This window comes from Cupriavidus sp. UYPR2.512 (assembly GCF_000379565.1).
Lineage (GTDB): Bacteria > Pseudomonadota > Gammaproteobacteria > Burkholderiales > Burkholderiaceae > Cupriavidus.
This window is the reverse complement of the sequence record NZ_KB903196.1, coordinates 1-17667: the sequence shown is the minus strand read 5'-3', so window position 1 is coordinate 17667 and position 17667 is coordinate 1. Positions and strand designations below refer to the sequence as shown.

Below are 17667 nucleotides of genomic sequence, written 5' to 3'. Positions count from 1 at the left end.
GCGGTGGTGATGACGATGTCGGCCTGGACGGCGCGCTGGTGCACCAGCTCGGCCTGGCGCTTCATCCAGTCCGGCGGCATCGGGCGGGCATAGCCGCCCACGCCCTGGGCGATCTCGCGCTCTTCATCGGTGAGGAAGGGCACGTCGAGGAACTTGGCGCCGAGCGATTCGATCTGCTCCTTGACCGCGGGGCGCACATCGGAGGCCTCGATCACCGCGCCCAGCCGCTTGGCCGTGGCGATGGCCTGCAGGCCGGCGACGCCCGCGCCCAGGATCAGCACGCGTGCGGCCTTGACGGTGCCGGCGGCGGTCATCAGCATCGGCATGAAGCGCTGATAGTGGTGCGCTGCCATCAGCACGGCCTTGTAGCCGGCGATGTTGGCCTGCGACGACAGCACGTCCATGCTCTGCGCGCGCGTGGTGCGCGGCGCGGCTTCCAGGGCAAAGGCGGTGATGTTCGCGGCGGACATGCGCGCGTTGTTCTCGGCGTCGAAGGGATTGAGCATGCCGACCAGCACGGCGCCCGGCTTCATCTGCGCCAGCTCGGCTTCGTCCGGCGCGCGCACCTTCAGCACCAACTGCGCGCCCAGCGCCTCGGCCGCGCTGCCGATGCGCGCACCCGCGGCCTCATAGGCGCTGTCTGTCTGGCTGGCACGCACGCCGGCGCCAGCCTGCAATACCACCTGGTGGCCCTGTGCCACGTATTTCTTCACGGTCTCCGGCGTTGCCGCAACGCGCGCCTCCCCCGCCCGCGTCTCAGTCGGGATCCCTATCTGCATTTCAATCTCCTTTGTTCCCGTGCATTCCGTGCGTCGGGGGTGGACGGGCAACCTGTGTGCCGGGCGCCGCATGCCGGTTCAACGGGCAAGGCGCGGCGCCGGTTTTGGCGGAACAGCTCAGCGTGGCACTTCCCCTTCCAGCGTGACGCGGTTCAGCACGCGGTCGGCATTGCCATAGTCGTGCACGGCGTAGTGCATGGTGCAGCGGTTGTCCCACATCACCACATCGCCCTCTTGCCACATATGGCGGTAGACGTTGTCCGGCGCCACCGAGTGCTCATACAGGAAGTCGAGCAGCGGGCGGCTCTCCGCTTCGGTCATGCCTTCGATGCACTGCGCGGTGTCGGGGTGGCCGACATAGAGCGCCTTGCGCCCGGTCTCCGGGTGCGTGCGCACGATCGGGTGCACCGCTGTCGGCACCTTGTCCGAACCCGTCATCTTTGCCAGCCGCGCGCCTGAGAAGCGGACCCGCAGCCCTTCGATCATGCGCTGCATCGCCGGCGACAAGCGGTCGTACGAGACATACTGGTTGCACCACATGGTGTCACCGCCGATGGGGATGGTCACCGCCGAGAGGATCGAGATCTTCGGCGGCACCTCGGTATAGATCGAGTCCGAATGCCATGCCTCGGTCGAAGCGGTCTCCTTGGGGATCTTGGTGACCTGGGCCAGTTCCGGGAACTCGGTCAGGCCCTTGAGCAGCGGGTTGCCCTGCACCGGCTTGCCCCAGCGCCGGGCGAACGCGACCTGCGCGGCCGGCTGCAGCTGCTGGCCGCGGAACACCAGCACGCCATGCTCCAGGAACGCCCGGTGCAGGATCTCGAAGCTGGCGTCGTCGAGCGGCTGGCTCAGGTCGACACCGGTCACGGCTGCGGCCACGGAGCCGGTCAGCGGCTTGATCTGGATTGTCATCATGTCTCCTCTAATTTAAGGCTTCTCTGCGGAATCAGTCGACCAGCAACACAATCTTGCCGACGTGCTGGTCTTGCTTCATGTACGCATGCGCGGCGTCGATGTCGGTCATGGCAAAGGTCCGGTCGATCGGCAGGCGCACGCGGCCCGCGCGCAAAAGGGGCAGCATGTCGCGCGCGCAGGCCTGGATGCACTCCAGCCGCTCCTGTTCCGTGCGGGTGCGGAAGGTCACGCCGATCAGCTGCAGGCGCTTGAGCCAGAGCTGCGCCAGGTCGATCTGGCATGCCTGCCCAGAACCACAGGCCGAAATCCTCCAGCGGATCCAGGCGTGCACGCAGGGCCTGCAGCTTCGCGTCTTCTCCTTGTGTGACACAACGTTCATGTCCGCCTTCTCCGTTGATTCACTGCGTCGATGCTCCGGCGCTGACAACATCGCCGTTGTCATGACGATAGACAGCGGCCGGACCGATGTCAACAAACTTATATATAGGACTTTCACTGTTGGAGTAGTGGTTTTCTCTGAGTAATCCTATTTTTTCTTGACCATATGGCGGCCGGCTCCCTACATTAGATCTCAACACCTATACAGGAGTTTATCCATGCCACGAGCCATCGTACTGAACCCGGCCGACAATGTGGCCACCCTGCTGGACGCCGGCCAGGCCGGCGAAGCCTGCGCGCTGGAAGGTGAGCGACAAGGCAAGCTGGTGCTGCTGCAAGACGTGCCGTTCGGCCACAAGATCTGCATTGCCGACACGGTCGAGGGAGAAACCATCGTGAAGTACGGCCAGGTCATCGGCCGCGCCAGCCGCGCGGTGCGCGCCGGCGAACACATGCACGTTCACAATATCGAGTCGGCGCGTGCCCGCGGCGACCTGCAAAAGGGGTAATGTAGATGACCACAACCTTCCTCGGATACCGGCGCGAGAATGGCGCGGTCGGTGTGCGCAACCAGGTCGCGGTGGTTTCCGTGATGGACAACTGCAATCCGGTCACCCGCACCATTGCGCGCACGGTGGGCGGCTGCATCCCGGTCACGACGCTGTTCGTGCGCGGACAGTTCGGCGCCGACCTGGATTTCGCGTTCGAGTCGCTGGCCGGCCTGGGCCGCAATCCGAATATCGCCGCGGTGCTGCTGGTGGGCCTGGAAGAATCGTCGACGGAAGAGGTCGCGCGCCGCATCCGCAGCACCGGCAAGCCGGTCGAATGCGTGCACCTGCAGCCCGACGGCACGGTCGCATGCATTGCCGAAGGCACGCGCAAGGCCAGCCGTCTGTCGCTGGCGGCGTCGAAGGCGCGCCGCGTGCCGTGCCCGGTGTCGTCGCTGGTGATCGGCGTCGAGTGCGGCGGTTCTGACACCACTTCCGGGCTGAGCTGCAATCCGGTGATCGGCCGCATGGCGGACATGGTGATCGCCGGGGGCGGCAGCGTGATCATTTCCGAGACCTCGGAGTTCATCGGCGCCGAGCACCTGTTCGCCGAGCGCGCGGCCGATGGCCGGGTGCGCGAGGCCTTTGTCACGGCGGTGCGCAACATGGAAAACCTGGCCATCTCGCGCGGCGTCGACATGCGCGAGGACCAGCCATCGCCTGACAACAAGCGCGGCGGCCTGACCACGGTCGAGGAGAAAGCGCTGGGCGCGATGGCCAAGGCCGGCACCAGCCCGCTGGTGGGCGTGCTGCGCTATGGCGAGGCACCGCAGAAGAAGGGGCTGCATTTCATGGACGCGCCGGCAGCGGCAGTGGAAAATCTGACTGCGCTGGCTGCCGGCGGATGCCAGCTCACCTTCTTCGGCACGGGGGTGGGCAACCCGATCGGCAGCATGGTGGCACCGACCGTCAAGGTGTGCGGCAACGTCAATACCCTGCACACCATGGCCGACAACATTGACTTCGACGTCAGCGGAATCCTGCAGAACGGGGACAAGATCTCCGACCTCGGCGAGCAGCTGTTTGGTTATGCGATGGACATCGCATCCGGTACGCGGCTGACCAGCGAGGTGCTCGATATCCGGGAAACCGCGGTCAGCCGATTCGCACTGAGCCTCTGAACAACCATGACCAAACTTAGCAGCGTCTCCGACGCGATCATCCGCTCCATCGAATCCGGCGCACTGCGCGAGGGCGACCGCCTGCCCTCCGAGGGCGAGCTCGCCAGCTTCCATGGGGTCAGCGTCGGCACGATCCAGAAGGCATTGGCGCGGCTCACGCACTCCGGACTGATCACGCGCGAACAGGGACGAGGCACCTTTGTCTCCGGGACGCGCGTGGCACCGGCGGATGTCCGTTACCTGCGCTTCCGCGATGACCAGGGCAACGAACTGCCGTCCTACGTCCACGCGCGCTCGGTAAAGCGGATCAAGCGCAAGGGACCGTGGTCGGAGTTCCTCGCCGGTGACGGCTACGTGCGCATCGAGCGCGTGATCAGCGTCGGCGGCCGCTTCGACCTCTACAGCGAGTTCTGGCTGCGCGAGGAAGACTTCGCGCAACTCGGCGGGCTGGACCGCGATGCCCTGGAGAAGAATCTGCGCGAGCTGATCGGCCAGCGCCTGTCGCTGCCGACGCTGCGCGTGGACCAGTGGATCCGCTTCGGCCCCGCCCCGTCCGTGGCCGCGCAGGAACTTGGGCTCGATCCGGAGGCGCCGGCTTTCATCATGGAGTTGCGTGGCTACACGCTGCGCGACCAGCCGCTCTATTACCAGTCGGTCTATGCCGCCCCGTTCGCGGAGCGCCTGATGATCGTGCGGGAGAAATCGACATGAGTATCCGCTGGAACACCGATCACCTCGCGCGCTGGACCGCCGCCGTGTTCGAGTCGTGCGGCGTCGCGCCCGACCACGCGACCGAAGCCGCCGCCGCGCTGGTGCGCAGCGAACTGCGCGGCTACAAGACGCATGGCCTGACGCGGGTCCCCTCCTACGTCGAGCGCCTGCGTGCCGGCGATTTCAACCCGCGCCCCAGTATCTCGCACAAGGCCTTCCCGGGCGGCATCGTGCTCGACGCCGACGGCGCCATGGGCCAGATCGCGGGCCCGCGCGCCGTGCAACTGGGGCTGGAGGCGCTGCAATCATGCGCGTCCGTGCTGGTTGCCGTGCAATCGTGCGGCCATCTCGGCGCGCTGGGCATCCCGGCGCTGCTGGCTGCCGAGGCGGGTGCCTTCTGCATGGTCGGACAGCGCACGCCGCCCGTGCTGGGCATGGAAGGCTTTGCCCGCGCCGCGATCGGGCACAACCCCATCGCCTTCGGCTGCCCGTTGCCGGGCGCGGCGCCGATCGTGTTCGACGTTGCCTGCAGCGTCGCCGCCCGCGGCCACATCCTGCTGGCCGCCCGTGAAGGCAAGCCGATTCCCGAGGGCTGGGCGCTCGACGCCGACGGCCATCCGACCACCGATGCGCAACGCGCGCTGGAAGGCTCGCTGCTGCCCACCGGCGGGCACAAGGGCATCGGCATCGCCATGATGGTGGAGTGCCTGGCCGGCGCCATGGCCGCCACCGCGGACTCGCTTTCTCCCGCGCGCAACACCGTCACAGGCGCCGGCGCGGTCGGCCGCCAGGGCGGTTTTGTCTGGCTGGTCAAGCCGGACGCCTTTGCCGGCCAGGCGCTGTTCGCCGACTACATGGCGCAGTGGACCGGCAACTATCTTGCCGCCGGCGGCGCCAACGCCCGGCTCCCCGGACACCGTGGCGAAGTGCTCGAACGAGAAGGCCGCGAGCAAGGCATCGCCCTGCCCGACGCGGTCGTGCGGGAACTGGATGCGCTAGGCCGGGAACTCGGCATCCCCCTCCCCGGCTAGCGCCGCTTCCATTACCTGTATTGCCTGGAATCCGGGTGCCAAGGCACGCCGGCAGGCCCCGTTCAACCCTGTTTGCCTGAACACCGCCCTGATGAATGCTCCAATCCTCCCCGACGCGGCCCGGCAGGCGATGCAAGCCGTGTCGATCGACGACAAGTACGCGCTGGACTCCGGCCGTGCCTACATGAGCGGCGTGCAGGCGCTGGTACGCCTGCCGCTGTTGCAGCGCAAGCGCGATGCCGCGGCCGGCCACAACACCGCCGCCTTTATTTCCGGCTACCGCGGATCTCCGCTCGGCACCTATGACCAGGCACTGTGGCAGGCAAAGAAGCATCTTGCCGACAACCACGTGGTCTTCAAACCCGGCGTCAACGAGGAACTCGGCGTCACGGCGGTATGGGGCTCGCAGCAACTGGACTTCGATGCCGCCAGCAAGCGCTACGACGGCGTGTTCGGCATCTGGTATGGCAAGGGCCCCGGCGTCGACCGCAGCGGCGATGCGCTCAAGCATGCCAACCTTGCCGGCACCTCGCCGCTGGGCGGCGTGATCGCGCTCGCCGGCGATGACCACGTCTCCAAGAGCAGCACGCTGGCCCACCAGAGCGACCACACCTTCATGGCGTGCGGGCTGCCGGTCTTCTTTCCGTCCAATGTGCAGGACATCCTCGACCTGGGCGTGCATGCGCTGGCCATGAGCCGTTTCAGCGGGCTGTGGGCCGGCATGAAGACCGTGCAGGAGGTGGTGGAATCGGGTGCGTCGGTGACCACCGACTCCGATCGCGTGCGCATCGTGCTGCCGGAAGACTTCGCGCTGCCTGACGGCGGCCTGCATATCCGCTGGCCCGACGATCCGCTCGCGGCCGAGGCCCGCATGATGGAGTTCAAGTGGCCGGCCGCGCTCGCCTATGTGCGCGCCAACCGCCTGAACCGCAACGTGATCGAGGGATCCAACGACCGCCTTGGCATCATCGCGAGCGGCAAGGCCTACAGCGACACGCGCCAGGCCCTGCTCGACCTCGGCCTGGATGACGCCGCCTGCCGCGCGCTCGGCATCCGGCTGCACAAGGTCAGCGTGGTATGGCCGCTGGAGCCCGACAGCGTGCGCGACTTTGCGCGCGGGCTGCGCGAAATCCTGGTGGTCGAGGAGAAGCGTCCCATCATCGAACAGCAGCTCAAGGACGAGCTGTACCACTACCCGCCCGCCGCCCGTCCGGCCGTCTTCGGCAAGTACCACCACGCCGACGGCGCCGGCGGCGAATGGAGCCACCGCAAGCCGGCCGAGGACTGGCTGCTGCGCGCGAAGGCCGATCTCTCGCCCGCGCTGGTGGCCAAGGCCATCGCGCAGCGGCTCAAGGCGCTGGGCGTGCCGGCCGACGTGGCCGCGCGCATGGACCTGCGCCTGCAGGAAATCGACGCCAAGGAACGCGCCACCGGCCAGGGCGATGCGCGCGCCACCGACCGCCTGCCGTGGTTCTGCCCGGGCTGCCCGCACAACACCAGCACCCGCGTGCCGGAAGGCTCGGTCGCGACGGCCGGCATCGGTTGCCACGGCATGGTGGTGTGGATGGACCGCTCGACCACTTCCTGGTCACAGATGGGCGGCGAAGGCGTGCACTGGATGGGCCAGGCACCGTTCAGCAAGCGCACCCACATGTTCGCCAACCTCGGCGACGGCACCTACAACCACTCCGGCCTGCTGGCGGTGCGCCAGTCGATCCATGCCGGCGTGAACCTGACCTACAAGATCCTGTTCAACAGCGCCGTGGCCATGACCGGCGGGCAGCCGGTGGACGGCCAGCTCGACGTGCCGGCGATGACGCGCGAACTGGCCGCCGAAGGCGCGCGACAAATCGTCGTGGTCACCGACGAACCGGGCAAGTACAAGGGCATCAGCAATCTCGCCGCCGGCGTCACCGTGCGCCACCGCGACGAGCTCGATACCGTGCAGCGCGAGCTGCGCGAGGTGTCCGGCGTGACCGTGATCATCTACGACCAGGCCTGCGCCACCAAGAAGCGCCGCGAGCGCAAGCGCGGCACCATGGTCGATCCGGCCAGGCGCGTGGTCATCAACGAGCTGGTGTGCGAAGGCTGCGGCGACTGCTCGGTGCAAAGCAACTGCCTGGCGGTGCAGCCAGTGGAGACCGACTTCGGGCGCAAGCGCAAGGTCAACCAGGACACCTGCAACAAGGACTTCTCGTGCACCAAGGGCTTCTGCCCGAGCTTTGTCACGGTCGAAGGCGGCCAACTGAAGAAGCCCGCCGCCACCGCGAGCGGCCGCGCCACGCCGCCGGCCATCCCGATGCCCACGCTGCCGGATGCGGGCAAGCCGCAGCGCATCGTGGTGGCGGGAATCGGGGGCACCGGCATCGTCACCATCGGCGGCGTGCTGGGCATGGCCGCCCACCTGGAAGGCAAGGGCGTGATCACCCAGGACGCGACCGGCATGGCGCAGATGGGCGGGGCCACCTGGAGCCACATCCAGATCGCCGCCAGCCCGGACGCCCTGCATGCGAGCCGTGTCGACATGGCCATGGCCGACCTGGTGATCGCCTGCGATACCGTGGTCGCGGCCAGCAAGACCTCGCTGGCCGCGATGTCGCCGGCGCGGACTTATGTGGTGCTGAACAGCCATATCACCCCCACCGCGGCCTTTGTCCGCAACCCCGACTGGGATCCCCAGGTCGGCGAGGCCGTGGGCAGGATCGCGCAGTCCGTCGGCGACGGCCAGCTCGCCAGCTTCGACGCCGAACAGGTGGCAAAGCAGCTGCTCGGCCAGTCGATCTACGCCAACCTGCTGCTGCTCGGCTATGCCTGGCAGAAAGGCAAGGTGCCGCTGTCGCACGCCGCGCTGATGCGTGCCCTCGAGCTCAACGGCGTGCAGGTCGACAGCAACAAGGCGGCCTTCGAATGGGGCCGGCTGTGCGCCCACGATATGTCGAAGATACCCGCGCAGCCGGCCGGCTCGCAGGTAATCCAGTTCGTGCGCAAGGTGCCGGTCGAGGAACTCATGAAGAAGCACGCCGAGTTCCTGGCCGGCTACCAGAACCGGCCCTATGCGGCGCAATACGAGTCGTTCGTGGGCCGCGTGAAGGCGGCGGAATCGATCCTCGGCGGCACCCGCCTGACCGAAGCCGTGGCCCGCTCGCTATTCAAGCTGATGGCCTATAAAGACGAATATGAGGTGGCTCGCCTGCATACCGGCGCCGCATTCCGCCAGCAGATCGCATCGATGTTCGAAGGCAAGGTCCGGCTGGTCCATCACCTGGCCCCTCCCCTGTTTGCGCGGAAGAACCAGGCCGGCGAACTGGTGAAAGGCGCCTATGGCCCGTGGATGCGCACCGCGTTCGGCGTACTGACCCGGTTCAAGGGACTGCGCGGCACGGCATTCGATCCCTTCGGCTACACCCTGGAGCGCAAGGACGAGCGGGCCCTGATCGGTGAATACCGGCGCAGCGTGGAAGCCTTGCTGCCGGCACTTTCCGCGCAAAACCTTGACCTGGCGCTGGAGATTGCCCGGCTGCCGCAGGAGATCCGCGGCTACGGCCACGTCAAGGCGCGCAACCTGGCGGCCACCCGTGCCCGCTGGGAGCGGCTGATGGCGCAATGGCAGCAAGGGAGCGCGCGGTCGGGACAAATCAAAGCTACTGAAGCGGCATAAACCAAAGACTGAACCAACGAAAGCCCCGTCACCTTCACCGGGGCCCGTCAGAGACAGCGAGGAGACAACAGATGAAATCCGTACTGAACCGTTTTGCCCGTACCCTGGGCGCGATCGCACTTGCCGCCTGCGCCACTGGTGCGCTGGCACAAGGCGGATACCCCAACCGCCCGGTCCGCATCATCGTGCCCTGGCCAGCGGGCGGCGGCGTCGATGCGGTCACCCGCACGGTGGCAGAGAAGATGACGGCCAGCCTGGGCCAGCAATTCGTGGTCGACAACCGGCCCGGGGCAACCGGCAATATCGGCGCCGGCATGGGCGCCAAGGCGGCGCCGGATGGCTACACGCTGCTGGTCGCCAGCGCGCCGATGGCGATCAACGCCAGCCTGCACAAGAACCTGCCCTTCGACATGGGCAAGGACTTCGCTCCGCTGGGGCTGATGGCAAGCTCGCCGTACATGCTGGTAATCCACCCGTCCGTGGGCGGATCGGTCAAGGACCTGGTGGCACGCGCCAAGGCGGAGCCCGGCAAGCTCAGCTATGCATCGGTCGGCCCTGGCACCCAGCAGAACGTGATCACCGAGGTGTTTAAGGAGACCGCCCATATCAACGTCGTGCACGCGCCCTACAAGGGCGGACCGCAGGCGCTGACCGACATGGCCGGAGGCCACATCCAGATGATGTTCCACGGCGTGCCGGCGGTGATGCCGTTCGTCAAGGGCGGCCAGCTCAAGGGCATCGCCGTGGCCAGCAAGCAGCGGCTGCCGTTGTTCCCCGACGTGCCGACCATGGCCGAAGCCGGCTTCCCGGGTATCGAGGCCAGCGAATGGTATGGCCTGGTCGCGCCTGCCGGCACGCCCAAGGAGATCGTGGCGCTGCTGAGCAAGGAGATCGACAAGGCGCTCAATGCGCCGGGCGTGCGCCAGCAGCTCCTCAGCAGGGGCTATGAGCCGGCCAGCCAGAGCTCTCCGGACCAGTTTGCGACGTTCATGGCGGCCGAGCAGAAGAAATGGGCGCTCGCCATCAAGCAGACCGGGTTCCGGCTGGAGTAGCCGTCGCACGGTGCAACCGGCCTGGACCGTGCCCGCGCGGCTTCAGGCTGGTTCGCCGAGATAAGCATCCACCGCACTGCCCACGGTCGGGTGGAAATTCTTGTCGCCGATCGCTTCCATCAGCTCGAAGCGCTTGAGCTTGTCTCTCACGGGATCCTTCATCTCGGCAAAATGCAGGGCGAGGCCGCGCGCTTGCAGCGTACGGCTCAGTTCGCGCAGCATGTCGGCCGAGGTGACATCGACGCTGGTCACCGGTTCGGCCGCCACCACGACCCTGCGCACGGGTGTCGGCGATGCATCGATCGCTTCCATCAGCCGTTCCTGGAACAGTTCGGCATTGGCGAAGAACAGCGGCGCATCCCACCGGAACAGCACCAGGCCGTCGATGCGCTGCGCATGGGGGTAACGTTGCATGTCGTGGTAGCCGCGCAGCCCTTCGACGCGGCCGAGCACGGCATAGTGCGGCCGCCAGCCGTCCCACAGGAACTCGATAATGGCGATGACCACGGCCAGGATGATCCCCGGGATGGCCCCGAACACCGCCACCGCGGCAAAGCACACCATGGAAAGCCAGAACTCCCACTGCTGGATCCGGTAGATGCGCTTCAGGTCTGTCACCTCGAACAGGCCGATGGCCGCCGCGATCACCACCGCGGCCAGCGCGCTGTTTGGCAGGTACTGCAGCAGGTTGGGCGCGAACATCAGCAGCGCCGCCACGGCCAGCGCACCCACCACGCCGGTAAGCTGGGTCTTCGCGCCCGCGGCTTCGGCCACCGGCGTACGGGACGAGCTGCTGCTGATCGGAAAGCCCTGGAAGAAGCCCGCTGCCAGGTTGGCGGCGCCCAGCCCGACCATCTCCTGGTTCGGGTCGACGCGGGTGTTGGTGCGTGCGGCAAAGGTGCGCGACAGCACGCTGGTATCCGCGAACGAGATCAGCGCAACGGCACACCCGCCCAGCAGGATCTTCACCAGGTCCGCATCGCTCACCCAGGGCACGACAAAAGCCGGCAAGCCTTGCGGGATCTGGCCCAGCACCTTCACACCGGACTGGTCCAGCTGGAGCACGCTGACGACCAGCGTGGCAATGATCACCGCGATCAGGATGCCGGGAATGCGTTCGAAGCGCTTCAGGAACAGGATCAGCACCAGGCTGCCCGCGCCGACCGCAAAGCTGTACCAGTTGGTCTCGCCGGCCAGGATGGCCCGGCCGAGGCTGATCATCTCCCGCACCGGGCCGGCGTCTTCGATCGAGATGGCGAACAGCTTGGGCAACTGGCTGACCAGCACCGCGAGCGCGATCCCGTTCATGTAGCCGTAGCGGATCGGCTTGGACAGCAACTCGGTAATGAACCCCAGCCGCAACAGCCCCATCACGATGCAGACCACGCCCGAGACGATTGCCATCATGCTGGCCACCATGATGGCGCGCGCAGGATCGCCGCCGGAGACCTGCAGCACCACAGCCAGGATCGGCGCGGCCAGGGCCGAATCCGGCCCCAGCACAAGGATCCGGCTCGGGCCGAACACGGCATACACCAGCAGCGGGACAATGGTGGCGTAGAGTCCGTAGACACCGGGCACGCCGGACGCTTCGGCGTATGCGATGCCTACCGGCACCAGCATGGTGGTCAGCACCAGCCCGCCGGCGAGGTCGCTCGGCAGCCAGCCCGGCTGGTAGGACTTCAGCATCAGGGCCCCGGGGAGCCAGCGCAACCACCCGGGTGCCTTGTCGGCTTCGCGCTCCGCGGCGGGGGTCAGGTTCCGAGGCTCCATGGGGGCATCTCCTTGGCATACATCGACTATAGAGGGTGCCGCCCCGCGGGATCAAAGAAAGAAGTGGATCAGTCTGCCCTGGGACGCCCTGATCGGAGCCCCGCGAAGCACCTCGGATGCTGCAATGCAATGCTGCCTGCTTGGCGCACCGCGCTATCGCCCTGGCTACCGGGGGAGAACCGCCCGGGTCATTCGCTTGTGACAATCCCGCCAATGGGACATATGATGGTCTGGCAAGCCAGCCTGTAGTTCGACAGGGTTCCCGCGCCCAGCGGAATGCCTTTGCACCGGGGAGAGACATGATGCCGATTTCGACAAGATGCCTGGCAACCGGCCTGCTGGCCCTGGCGTGGGCCTCGCCTGCCCTGGCGCAGCCCGCACCGGCAGACGGTGCCGCCGGCGCCATATCGGAAGCGGTGCAAGGCGGGGCCAGTCCCTATCGCCCCCCGTCAGCCGCCTCGCCCGATCCTGAAGAGGCCGCGCGCGCCAAGTGCGAAGCCCTGAAGGAGCAATACAACGCCACCTCCAAGAAGCGCTCCTACCAGTCATCCGGCACTGCCACCCAGACCGCGCAGGGCCGCACCATCCCCAAGATCGAACGCGACAAGACGCGCAAGCAACTGCAGCAGGCGTACCGCGACAATTGCACGTAGCCGGGTATCTGGCCGCACCGCGTGGCGGAAGTGGTGGACGGTTCGCAGCAGGATGCGAATCGGAGTCCGCGCCTGCCACCCAACCTCAATCCTTCAGTTCGATCAGCAGATCCTTCGCAGCCACGCGGTCCCCCTGCTGAACGTGCACCGCGGCGATTTCGCAGTCCCGCTCCGCCGCGATATGGGTCTCCATCTTCATCGCCTCCAGCGCCAGCAGCGTCGTGCCCGCGGCCACGCGCTGCCCGGGCTGCACCGCCACCGTCACGATCGAGCCAGGCATGGGCGCGGCGACATGCAGCGGGTTGTCGGGCTCGGCAACCGGCCGGCTGTGGCGCGCCGCCACCGCTTGCGTGGTGCTGCGCTGCTCGACCAGCGCGGTGCGCGACTGCCCGTTCAGCTCGAACTGGACCTTGATCAGACCCTCTTCGGCATCGGGGTGCGTGCCTTGCAGCGAGACCAGCAGGGTCTTGCCGGCGGCGATGTCGATGGCCACTTCTTCCTGCGGCTGCAGGCCGTACAGGTATGCCGGCGTGGGTACCACCGAGGTATCGCTGTAGTTGCGCACATGCGCGTGGTATTCACTGGCCTGCTTCGGGTACATCAGGTACGAAGCCAGCTGGCGGTCGTCGAGCGGCTGTTCGCACGCGGCTTCGCCCGCGGCGCGCGCCGCGTCGAGGTCGACCGGCGCGATCTGGTCGCCGGGCCGGTACGGCGCGGGCGGCTCGCCGCGCAGCACCTTGCGCGACAGTTCCGCGGGGAAGCCGTCGGGCGGAAAGCCCAGTTCGCCCTTGAACAGCGACACCACCGATTCAGGGAAGGCGGTTTCCCTGGCGGGATCGCACACGTCGGCGGCGCTCAGGTCGTTGGCCACCATCATCAATGCCAGGTCGCCGACCACCTTGGACGTCGGCGTCACCTTGACGATGTCGCCGAACATCTGGTTGACCTCGGCATAGGCACGCGACACCTCGGTCCAGCGATGCTCGATGCCGAGCGAGCGCGCCTGCTCGCGCAGGTTGGTGTACTGGCCGCCGGGCATCTCGTGGCGGTACACGTCGGCGGTGCCGGCGCGGATTTCGGATTCGAACGGCGCGTAGTAACGGCGCACCCCTTCCCAGTACATCGACGCTTCGTGCAGGCGCTCCAGGCTGAGGCCGGGATCGCGCTCGCTGCCGGCCAGCGCCGCGGCGATGCTCGACAGGTTGGGTTGCGAGGTCAGCCCGCTCATGGCATCGAGCGCGCCGTCGACCGCATCGCAGCCGGCCTCGATCGCGGCCAGTGCCGAAGCGGCCGAGATGCCGCTGGTATCGTGGGTATGGAAATGCACCGGCAGCCCGGTCTCTTCCTTGAGCGCCCTGACCAGTGCCGCCGCGGCCTGCGGACGGCAGATGCCCGCCATGTCCTTGATGCCCAGCACATGCACGCCGGCCTGCTTCAGCTCGCGCGCGATGCCGACGTAGTACTTCAGGTCGTACTTGGCGCGCGACTTGTCGAACAGGTCGCCGGTATAGCAGATCGCGCCTTCGCACAGCGCGCCGCTCTCGCCGACGGCATCGATCGCCACCCGCATGTTGCGCACCCAGTTCAGTGAATCGAACACGCGGAACACATCCACGCCGGCGCTGGCCGCCTGCCGCACGAAGAAGCGCACCACGTTGTCGGCATAGTTGGTGTAGCCGACCGCGTTGGAGCCGCGCAGCAGCATCTGGAACAGCACGTTGGGCACGCGCTCGCGCAGTTGCTCAAGGCGCTGCCACGGGTCTTCCTTGAGGAAGCGCAGGGCCACGTCGAAGGTGGCGCCGCCCCAGCACTCCAGCGAGAACAGCTGCGGCAGTTCGCGCGCATAGAACGGCGCGATCGGCAGCATGTCGGCGGTGCGCATGCGCGTGGCGAACAGCGACTGGTGCGCGTCGCGCATGGTGGTATCGGTCAGCAGCACCTGCTTCTGTTCCAGCATCCAGCGCGAGAACTTCTCCGCGCCCAGCTCGCGCAGCCGGTCGCGCGTACCGTAGGGCAGCGCACCGCTGGTATCGAAGGCAGGCAGGACCGGTGTGGGCAGCGGCAGCGATGGCAGCGTGCGGCCGCTCATCTCCGGGTGCCCGTTGACGCTGACCTCGCCCAGGTAACGCAGCAGCTTGGTGGCGCGGTCCAGGCGCTTGGTGAACGCCAGCAGTTCCGGCGTCAGATCGATAAAGCGCGTGGTGACGTCACCGGACCGGAACGCGGGATGGTTGATGACGTTCTCGAGAAACTGCAGGTTGGACGCGACGCCGCGGATGCGAAACTCGCGCAGCGCCCGGTCCATGCGCCGGATCGATTCGGGCGCGGTCGGCGCCCAGGTGGTGACCTTGACCAGCAGCGAATCGTAGTACGGCGTGATCACCGCGCCGCCGTAGGCGGTGCCCGCGTCCAGGCGCACGCCGAAGCCGGCCGCGCTGCGGTAGGCGGTGAGGCGGCCGTAATCCGGCAGGAAGCCGTTCTCCGGGTCCTCGGTGGTGATCCGGCATTGCAGCGCATGACCGTTGAGCGAAATCGCTTCCTGCACCGGCACGCCCGCGGCGCGCACGACGATCTCGCCATTGTCGTTGCGCGTGTTCTCGGTCATGCCGATATGGCCGCCTTCCGTCACGCGGATCTGCGCCTTGACGATATCGATCCCGGTGACCATCTCCGTGACGGTATGCTCCACCTGGATGCGCGGGTTGACTTCGATGAAATAGAACTGGCCGGAATCGGCATCCATCAGGAATTCGACCGTGCCCGCATGGGTATAGGCGACCGCGCGCATCAGACGCAGGGCCGATTCGCACAGCGCAGCCCGGCCGGCATCGTCGAGGTACGGTGCGGGCGCCCGCTCCACCACCTTCTGGTTGCGCCGCTGCACGGTACAGTCGCGCTCATAGAGATGCACGAGGTTGCCGTGCGTGTCGCCGAGCACCTGCACCTCGACATGGCGCGCGTTGCGCACCAGCTTTTCGACATACACCTCGTCGTTGCCGAACGCGGCCAGCGCCTCGCGCCGCGCCGCGGCCAGCGCCCCCTCAAGGTCCTGCTCGCTTTCCAGGACCCGCATGCCGCGTCCGCCGCCGCCCCAGCTTGCCTTGAGCATCAGCGGATAGCCGACGCCGGCGGCGAGGCGCTTGCACGTGTCCAGGTCATGCGGCAGCGGATCGGTTGCCGGCATCACCGGCACGCCCGCCTCGATCGCCGCGTTGCGCGCCGCCACCTTGTTGCCAAGCTTGCGCATGACCTCGGGCGACGGGCCGATCCAGCGGATGCCTGCGTCGATCACGGCCTGCGCGAAGTCCGGGTTTTCCGATAGGAAGCCATAGCCCGGATGAATGGCGTCGACCTTCGCCTGCCTGGCAATGCGCAGGATGTCGTCGATGTCGAGGTAAGCCGCCAGCGGCTTCTTGCCCTCGCCGACGAGGTAGCTCTCATCCGCCTTGAAGCGATGAAGCGCGAGGCGGTCTTCCTTCGAATAGATTGCCACCGTGCGGACGTTCATCTCGGCGGCGGCGCGCATCACGCGGATCGCGATCTCGGAACGGTTGGCAATCAGCAGGGAGCGGATAGGGGCGTAGTCCATGGGGCGCAGGGAAACGAACCAGCCGTGCGCAACCGCCACGGCAGGATCAGGTGATCAGGGATGCAGCACGGGCGCAAGGTTTGCCCGGGCCACTGGTGTCCTGTTCCGCAAATACCTTGCCATGAAATCGCCCAGTTGGCCGCCACGCGTCGTTGCTCGTCGTTGCCATAGCTATGGCTATGGCGCCTCCTCGCGCCTAGCCTGACGACCAACTGGACGATTTCATTTTGGCAAGCTATCTACGGAACAGGACACTAGTCGTAATGGGCAAATGGGGCGTGCGAGTCCATCCAGTCATAGTGCGCCGATGCCGCGGCCCATGCCCAGTTGGCTCGCTTTGGCGACGGCTCGCCCCGATCGCCAGGCTCGCTTCGATTCTGGCCGGCAAGCGGCTGATCGCCATCTCCGGCAAGCTCGCGGCTGTGCGCGCGGACTCCATTTCTTCCGTAGTACATCGTGGTGCCTTCCTCTTCAAGACCGGGTTCGCCTGACCACGAGCAGCGCGATGGCCTGGGCGACGGCAGATTTGCAGGCACGATGAAATACGCGCCCATCCCGGCCTGCTGCCGCAAGAAGCGGGCCACGGCCGATTCCGGCACCATCCCTTTGATTTAGTGGAGGATTTTCTTCCGAGGCCAGTCTATCGAATTTCAGAAATGAAATTTTTCATTTCATGGATGCTGCAGCCAATGCGCGTTGCACGCACTATGCAGCACCTGTGCCTGTGCATCGCGGCAACCGGGAGTGCCGGCGTGGGTAACGTGGCCAGGCTGGCGACCCCCGCCCAGCCACGAATGCCAGGCCTTCAGCAGGCCGCCGTCTGGGGCAAAGCCTGTGCGCAATATGCGGGGGCGCCGGCCTTGGCCATGCGGGCGCAGTACGCGGGCTCTTCTGCCTTGGCCATGCGCGCGCAGTACGCGGGTTCCTCCGCCTTGGCCATGCGCGCACAGTACGCGGGTTCTTCCGCCTTGGCCATGCGCGCACAGTACGCGGGTTCNCAGTACGCGGGTTCTTCCGCCTTGGCCATGCGCGCACAGTACGCGGGCTCGTCGGCTGCTGCCCGGGCGCAATATGCGGCAGACGTCAGCGGGCTGCCGAATTCGCGCATGCTCAGCGCATCGCTCGCCGCGGCCATTTTCAGGAGTCGGGCCTCATCCTCCGGACCGTCGATGCCAACGTAGGGGTCGTGGTGAAGGATATAGCCGAAGATGTGCTCGCAATCGCTGGCATAGCGCCTGGTATCCAGGATGTGGGCATGCCAGAAGGCATCCACCTGCTCGCTGGGGACGGCGGGCGTGTCCGGATGCTTCGCCGCCAGCTTGAGGAATTGCCGGTAGCCGCTCTCCGCCTGCTCCAGCGATTCTGGCGACCAATGCGCATGCTTCTGGTGCAGCAGCTTGGCCTTCATCCTGGAAAAGTCCAGGGCGTCGATGGCCTGCCACATGAGTTCAATAGTACG

General features: G+C 66.8%; 13 protein-coding genes and 1 pseudogene. 7 read left to right on the top strand and 7 right to left on the bottom strand.

Going from position 1 to position 17667, the window contains the following annotated elements:
• The 3 genes and pseudogenes from A3A5_RS0135440 to A3A5_RS0135430 all read right to left on the bottom strand — a co-directional run.
• On the bottom strand, positions 1–779 hold a 779-nt coding region (locus A3A5_RS0135440), incomplete at its 3' end, for a hypothetical protein (protein WP_018315166.1).
• A gap of 117 nt (positions 780–896) precedes the next feature.
• Positions 897–1691, bottom strand: a complete 795-nt coding sequence (locus A3A5_RS0135435) for a TauD/TfdA family dioxygenase (protein ID WP_018315165.1) — start codon at positions 1689–1691, stop codon at positions 897–899.
• A 34-nt stretch (positions 1692–1725) separates the two neighbouring features.
• Positions 1726–1989, bottom strand: a pseudogene (locus A3A5_RS0135430) (zinc-binding dehydrogenase); the annotation flags it as partial.
• 301 nt (positions 1990–2290) lie between these two features.
• Here A3A5_RS0135430 and A3A5_RS0135425 point away from each other — a divergent pair.
• The 6 genes from A3A5_RS0135425 (at position 2291) to A3A5_RS0135400 (ending at position 10193) form a co-directional block, all read left to right on the top strand.
• Complete coding sequence (locus A3A5_RS0135425) at positions 2291–2581, top strand: UxaA family hydrolase (protein WP_018315163.1); 291 nt, start codon at positions 2291–2293, stop codon at positions 2579–2581.
• 5 nt (positions 2582–2586) lie between these two features.
• On the top strand, positions 2587–3741 hold the full coding sequence (locus A3A5_RS0135420) for a UxaA family hydrolase (RefSeq protein WP_018315162.1): 1155 nt from the start codon (positions 2587–2589) through the stop codon (positions 3739–3741).
• Positions 3742–3747: 6 nt separating this feature from the next.
• On the top strand, positions 3748–4452 hold the full coding sequence (locus A3A5_RS0135415; RefSeq protein ID WP_018315161.1) for a GntR family transcriptional regulator: 705 nt from the start codon (positions 3748–3750) through the stop codon (positions 4450–4452).
• Entirely contained in the window at positions 4449–5483 is a 1035-nt protein-coding gene (locus tag A3A5_RS0135410; RefSeq protein ID WP_018315160.1) for an Ldh family oxidoreductase, read from the top strand. The genes A3A5_RS0135415 and A3A5_RS0135410 overlap by 4 nt, the downstream gene beginning before the upstream one ends.
• 91 nt (positions 5484–5574) lie before the next feature.
• On the top strand, positions 5575–9141 hold the full coding sequence (locus tag A3A5_RS0135405) for an indolepyruvate ferredoxin oxidoreductase family protein (RefSeq protein WP_026201449.1): 3567 nt from the start codon (positions 5575–5577) through the stop codon (positions 9139–9141).
• A gap of 71 nt (positions 9142–9212) precedes the next feature.
• On the top strand, positions 9213–10193 hold the full coding sequence (locus A3A5_RS0135400) for a tripartite tricarboxylate transporter substrate binding protein (protein ID WP_018315158.1): 981 nt from the start codon (positions 9213–9215) through the stop codon (positions 10191–10193).
• A gap of 42 nt (positions 10194–10235) precedes the next feature.
• On the opposite strand, the gene A3A5_RS0135395 is transcribed toward A3A5_RS0135400, so the two are convergent.
• The gene (locus tag A3A5_RS0135395) at positions 10236–11966 is read right to left on the bottom strand and encodes a SulP family inorganic anion transporter (protein WP_018315157.1); all 1731 of its coding nucleotides are present in this window, start codon (positions 11964–11966) and stop codon (positions 10236–10238) included.
• A gap of 302 nt (positions 11967–12268) precedes the next feature.
• Here A3A5_RS0135395 and A3A5_RS0135390 point away from each other — a divergent pair, with 302 nt between their 5' ends.
• Entirely contained in the window at positions 12269–12619 is a 351-nt protein-coding gene (locus A3A5_RS0135390) for a hypothetical protein (RefSeq protein ID WP_026201448.1), read from the top strand.
• Positions 12620–12704: 85 nt separating this feature from the next.
• On the opposite strand, the gene A3A5_RS0135385 is transcribed toward A3A5_RS0135390, so the two are convergent.
• From A3A5_RS0135385 to A3A5_RS0135380, 3 genes are all read right to left on the bottom strand, one after another.
• Positions 12705–16208 carry a pyruvate carboxylase gene (locus tag A3A5_RS0135385; protein ID WP_018315155.1) on the bottom strand — a complete coding sequence of 1168 codons (3504 nt, stop codon included), beginning with the start codon at positions 16206–16208 and terminating at the stop codon, positions 12705–12707.
• Positions 16209–16462: 254 nt separating this feature from the next.
• Positions 16463–16792 (bottom strand): hypothetical protein, encoded by a 330-nt coding sequence (locus tag A3A5_RS45310; protein ID WP_232431565.1) that lies wholly within the window; start codon positions 16790–16792, stop codon positions 16463–16465.
• A 221-nt stretch (positions 16793–17013) separates the two neighbouring features.
• Positions 17014–17667, bottom strand: a 654-nt coding sequence (locus A3A5_RS0135380; protein WP_232431562.1) for a hypothetical protein, incomplete at its 5' end; no start/stop codon positions are given.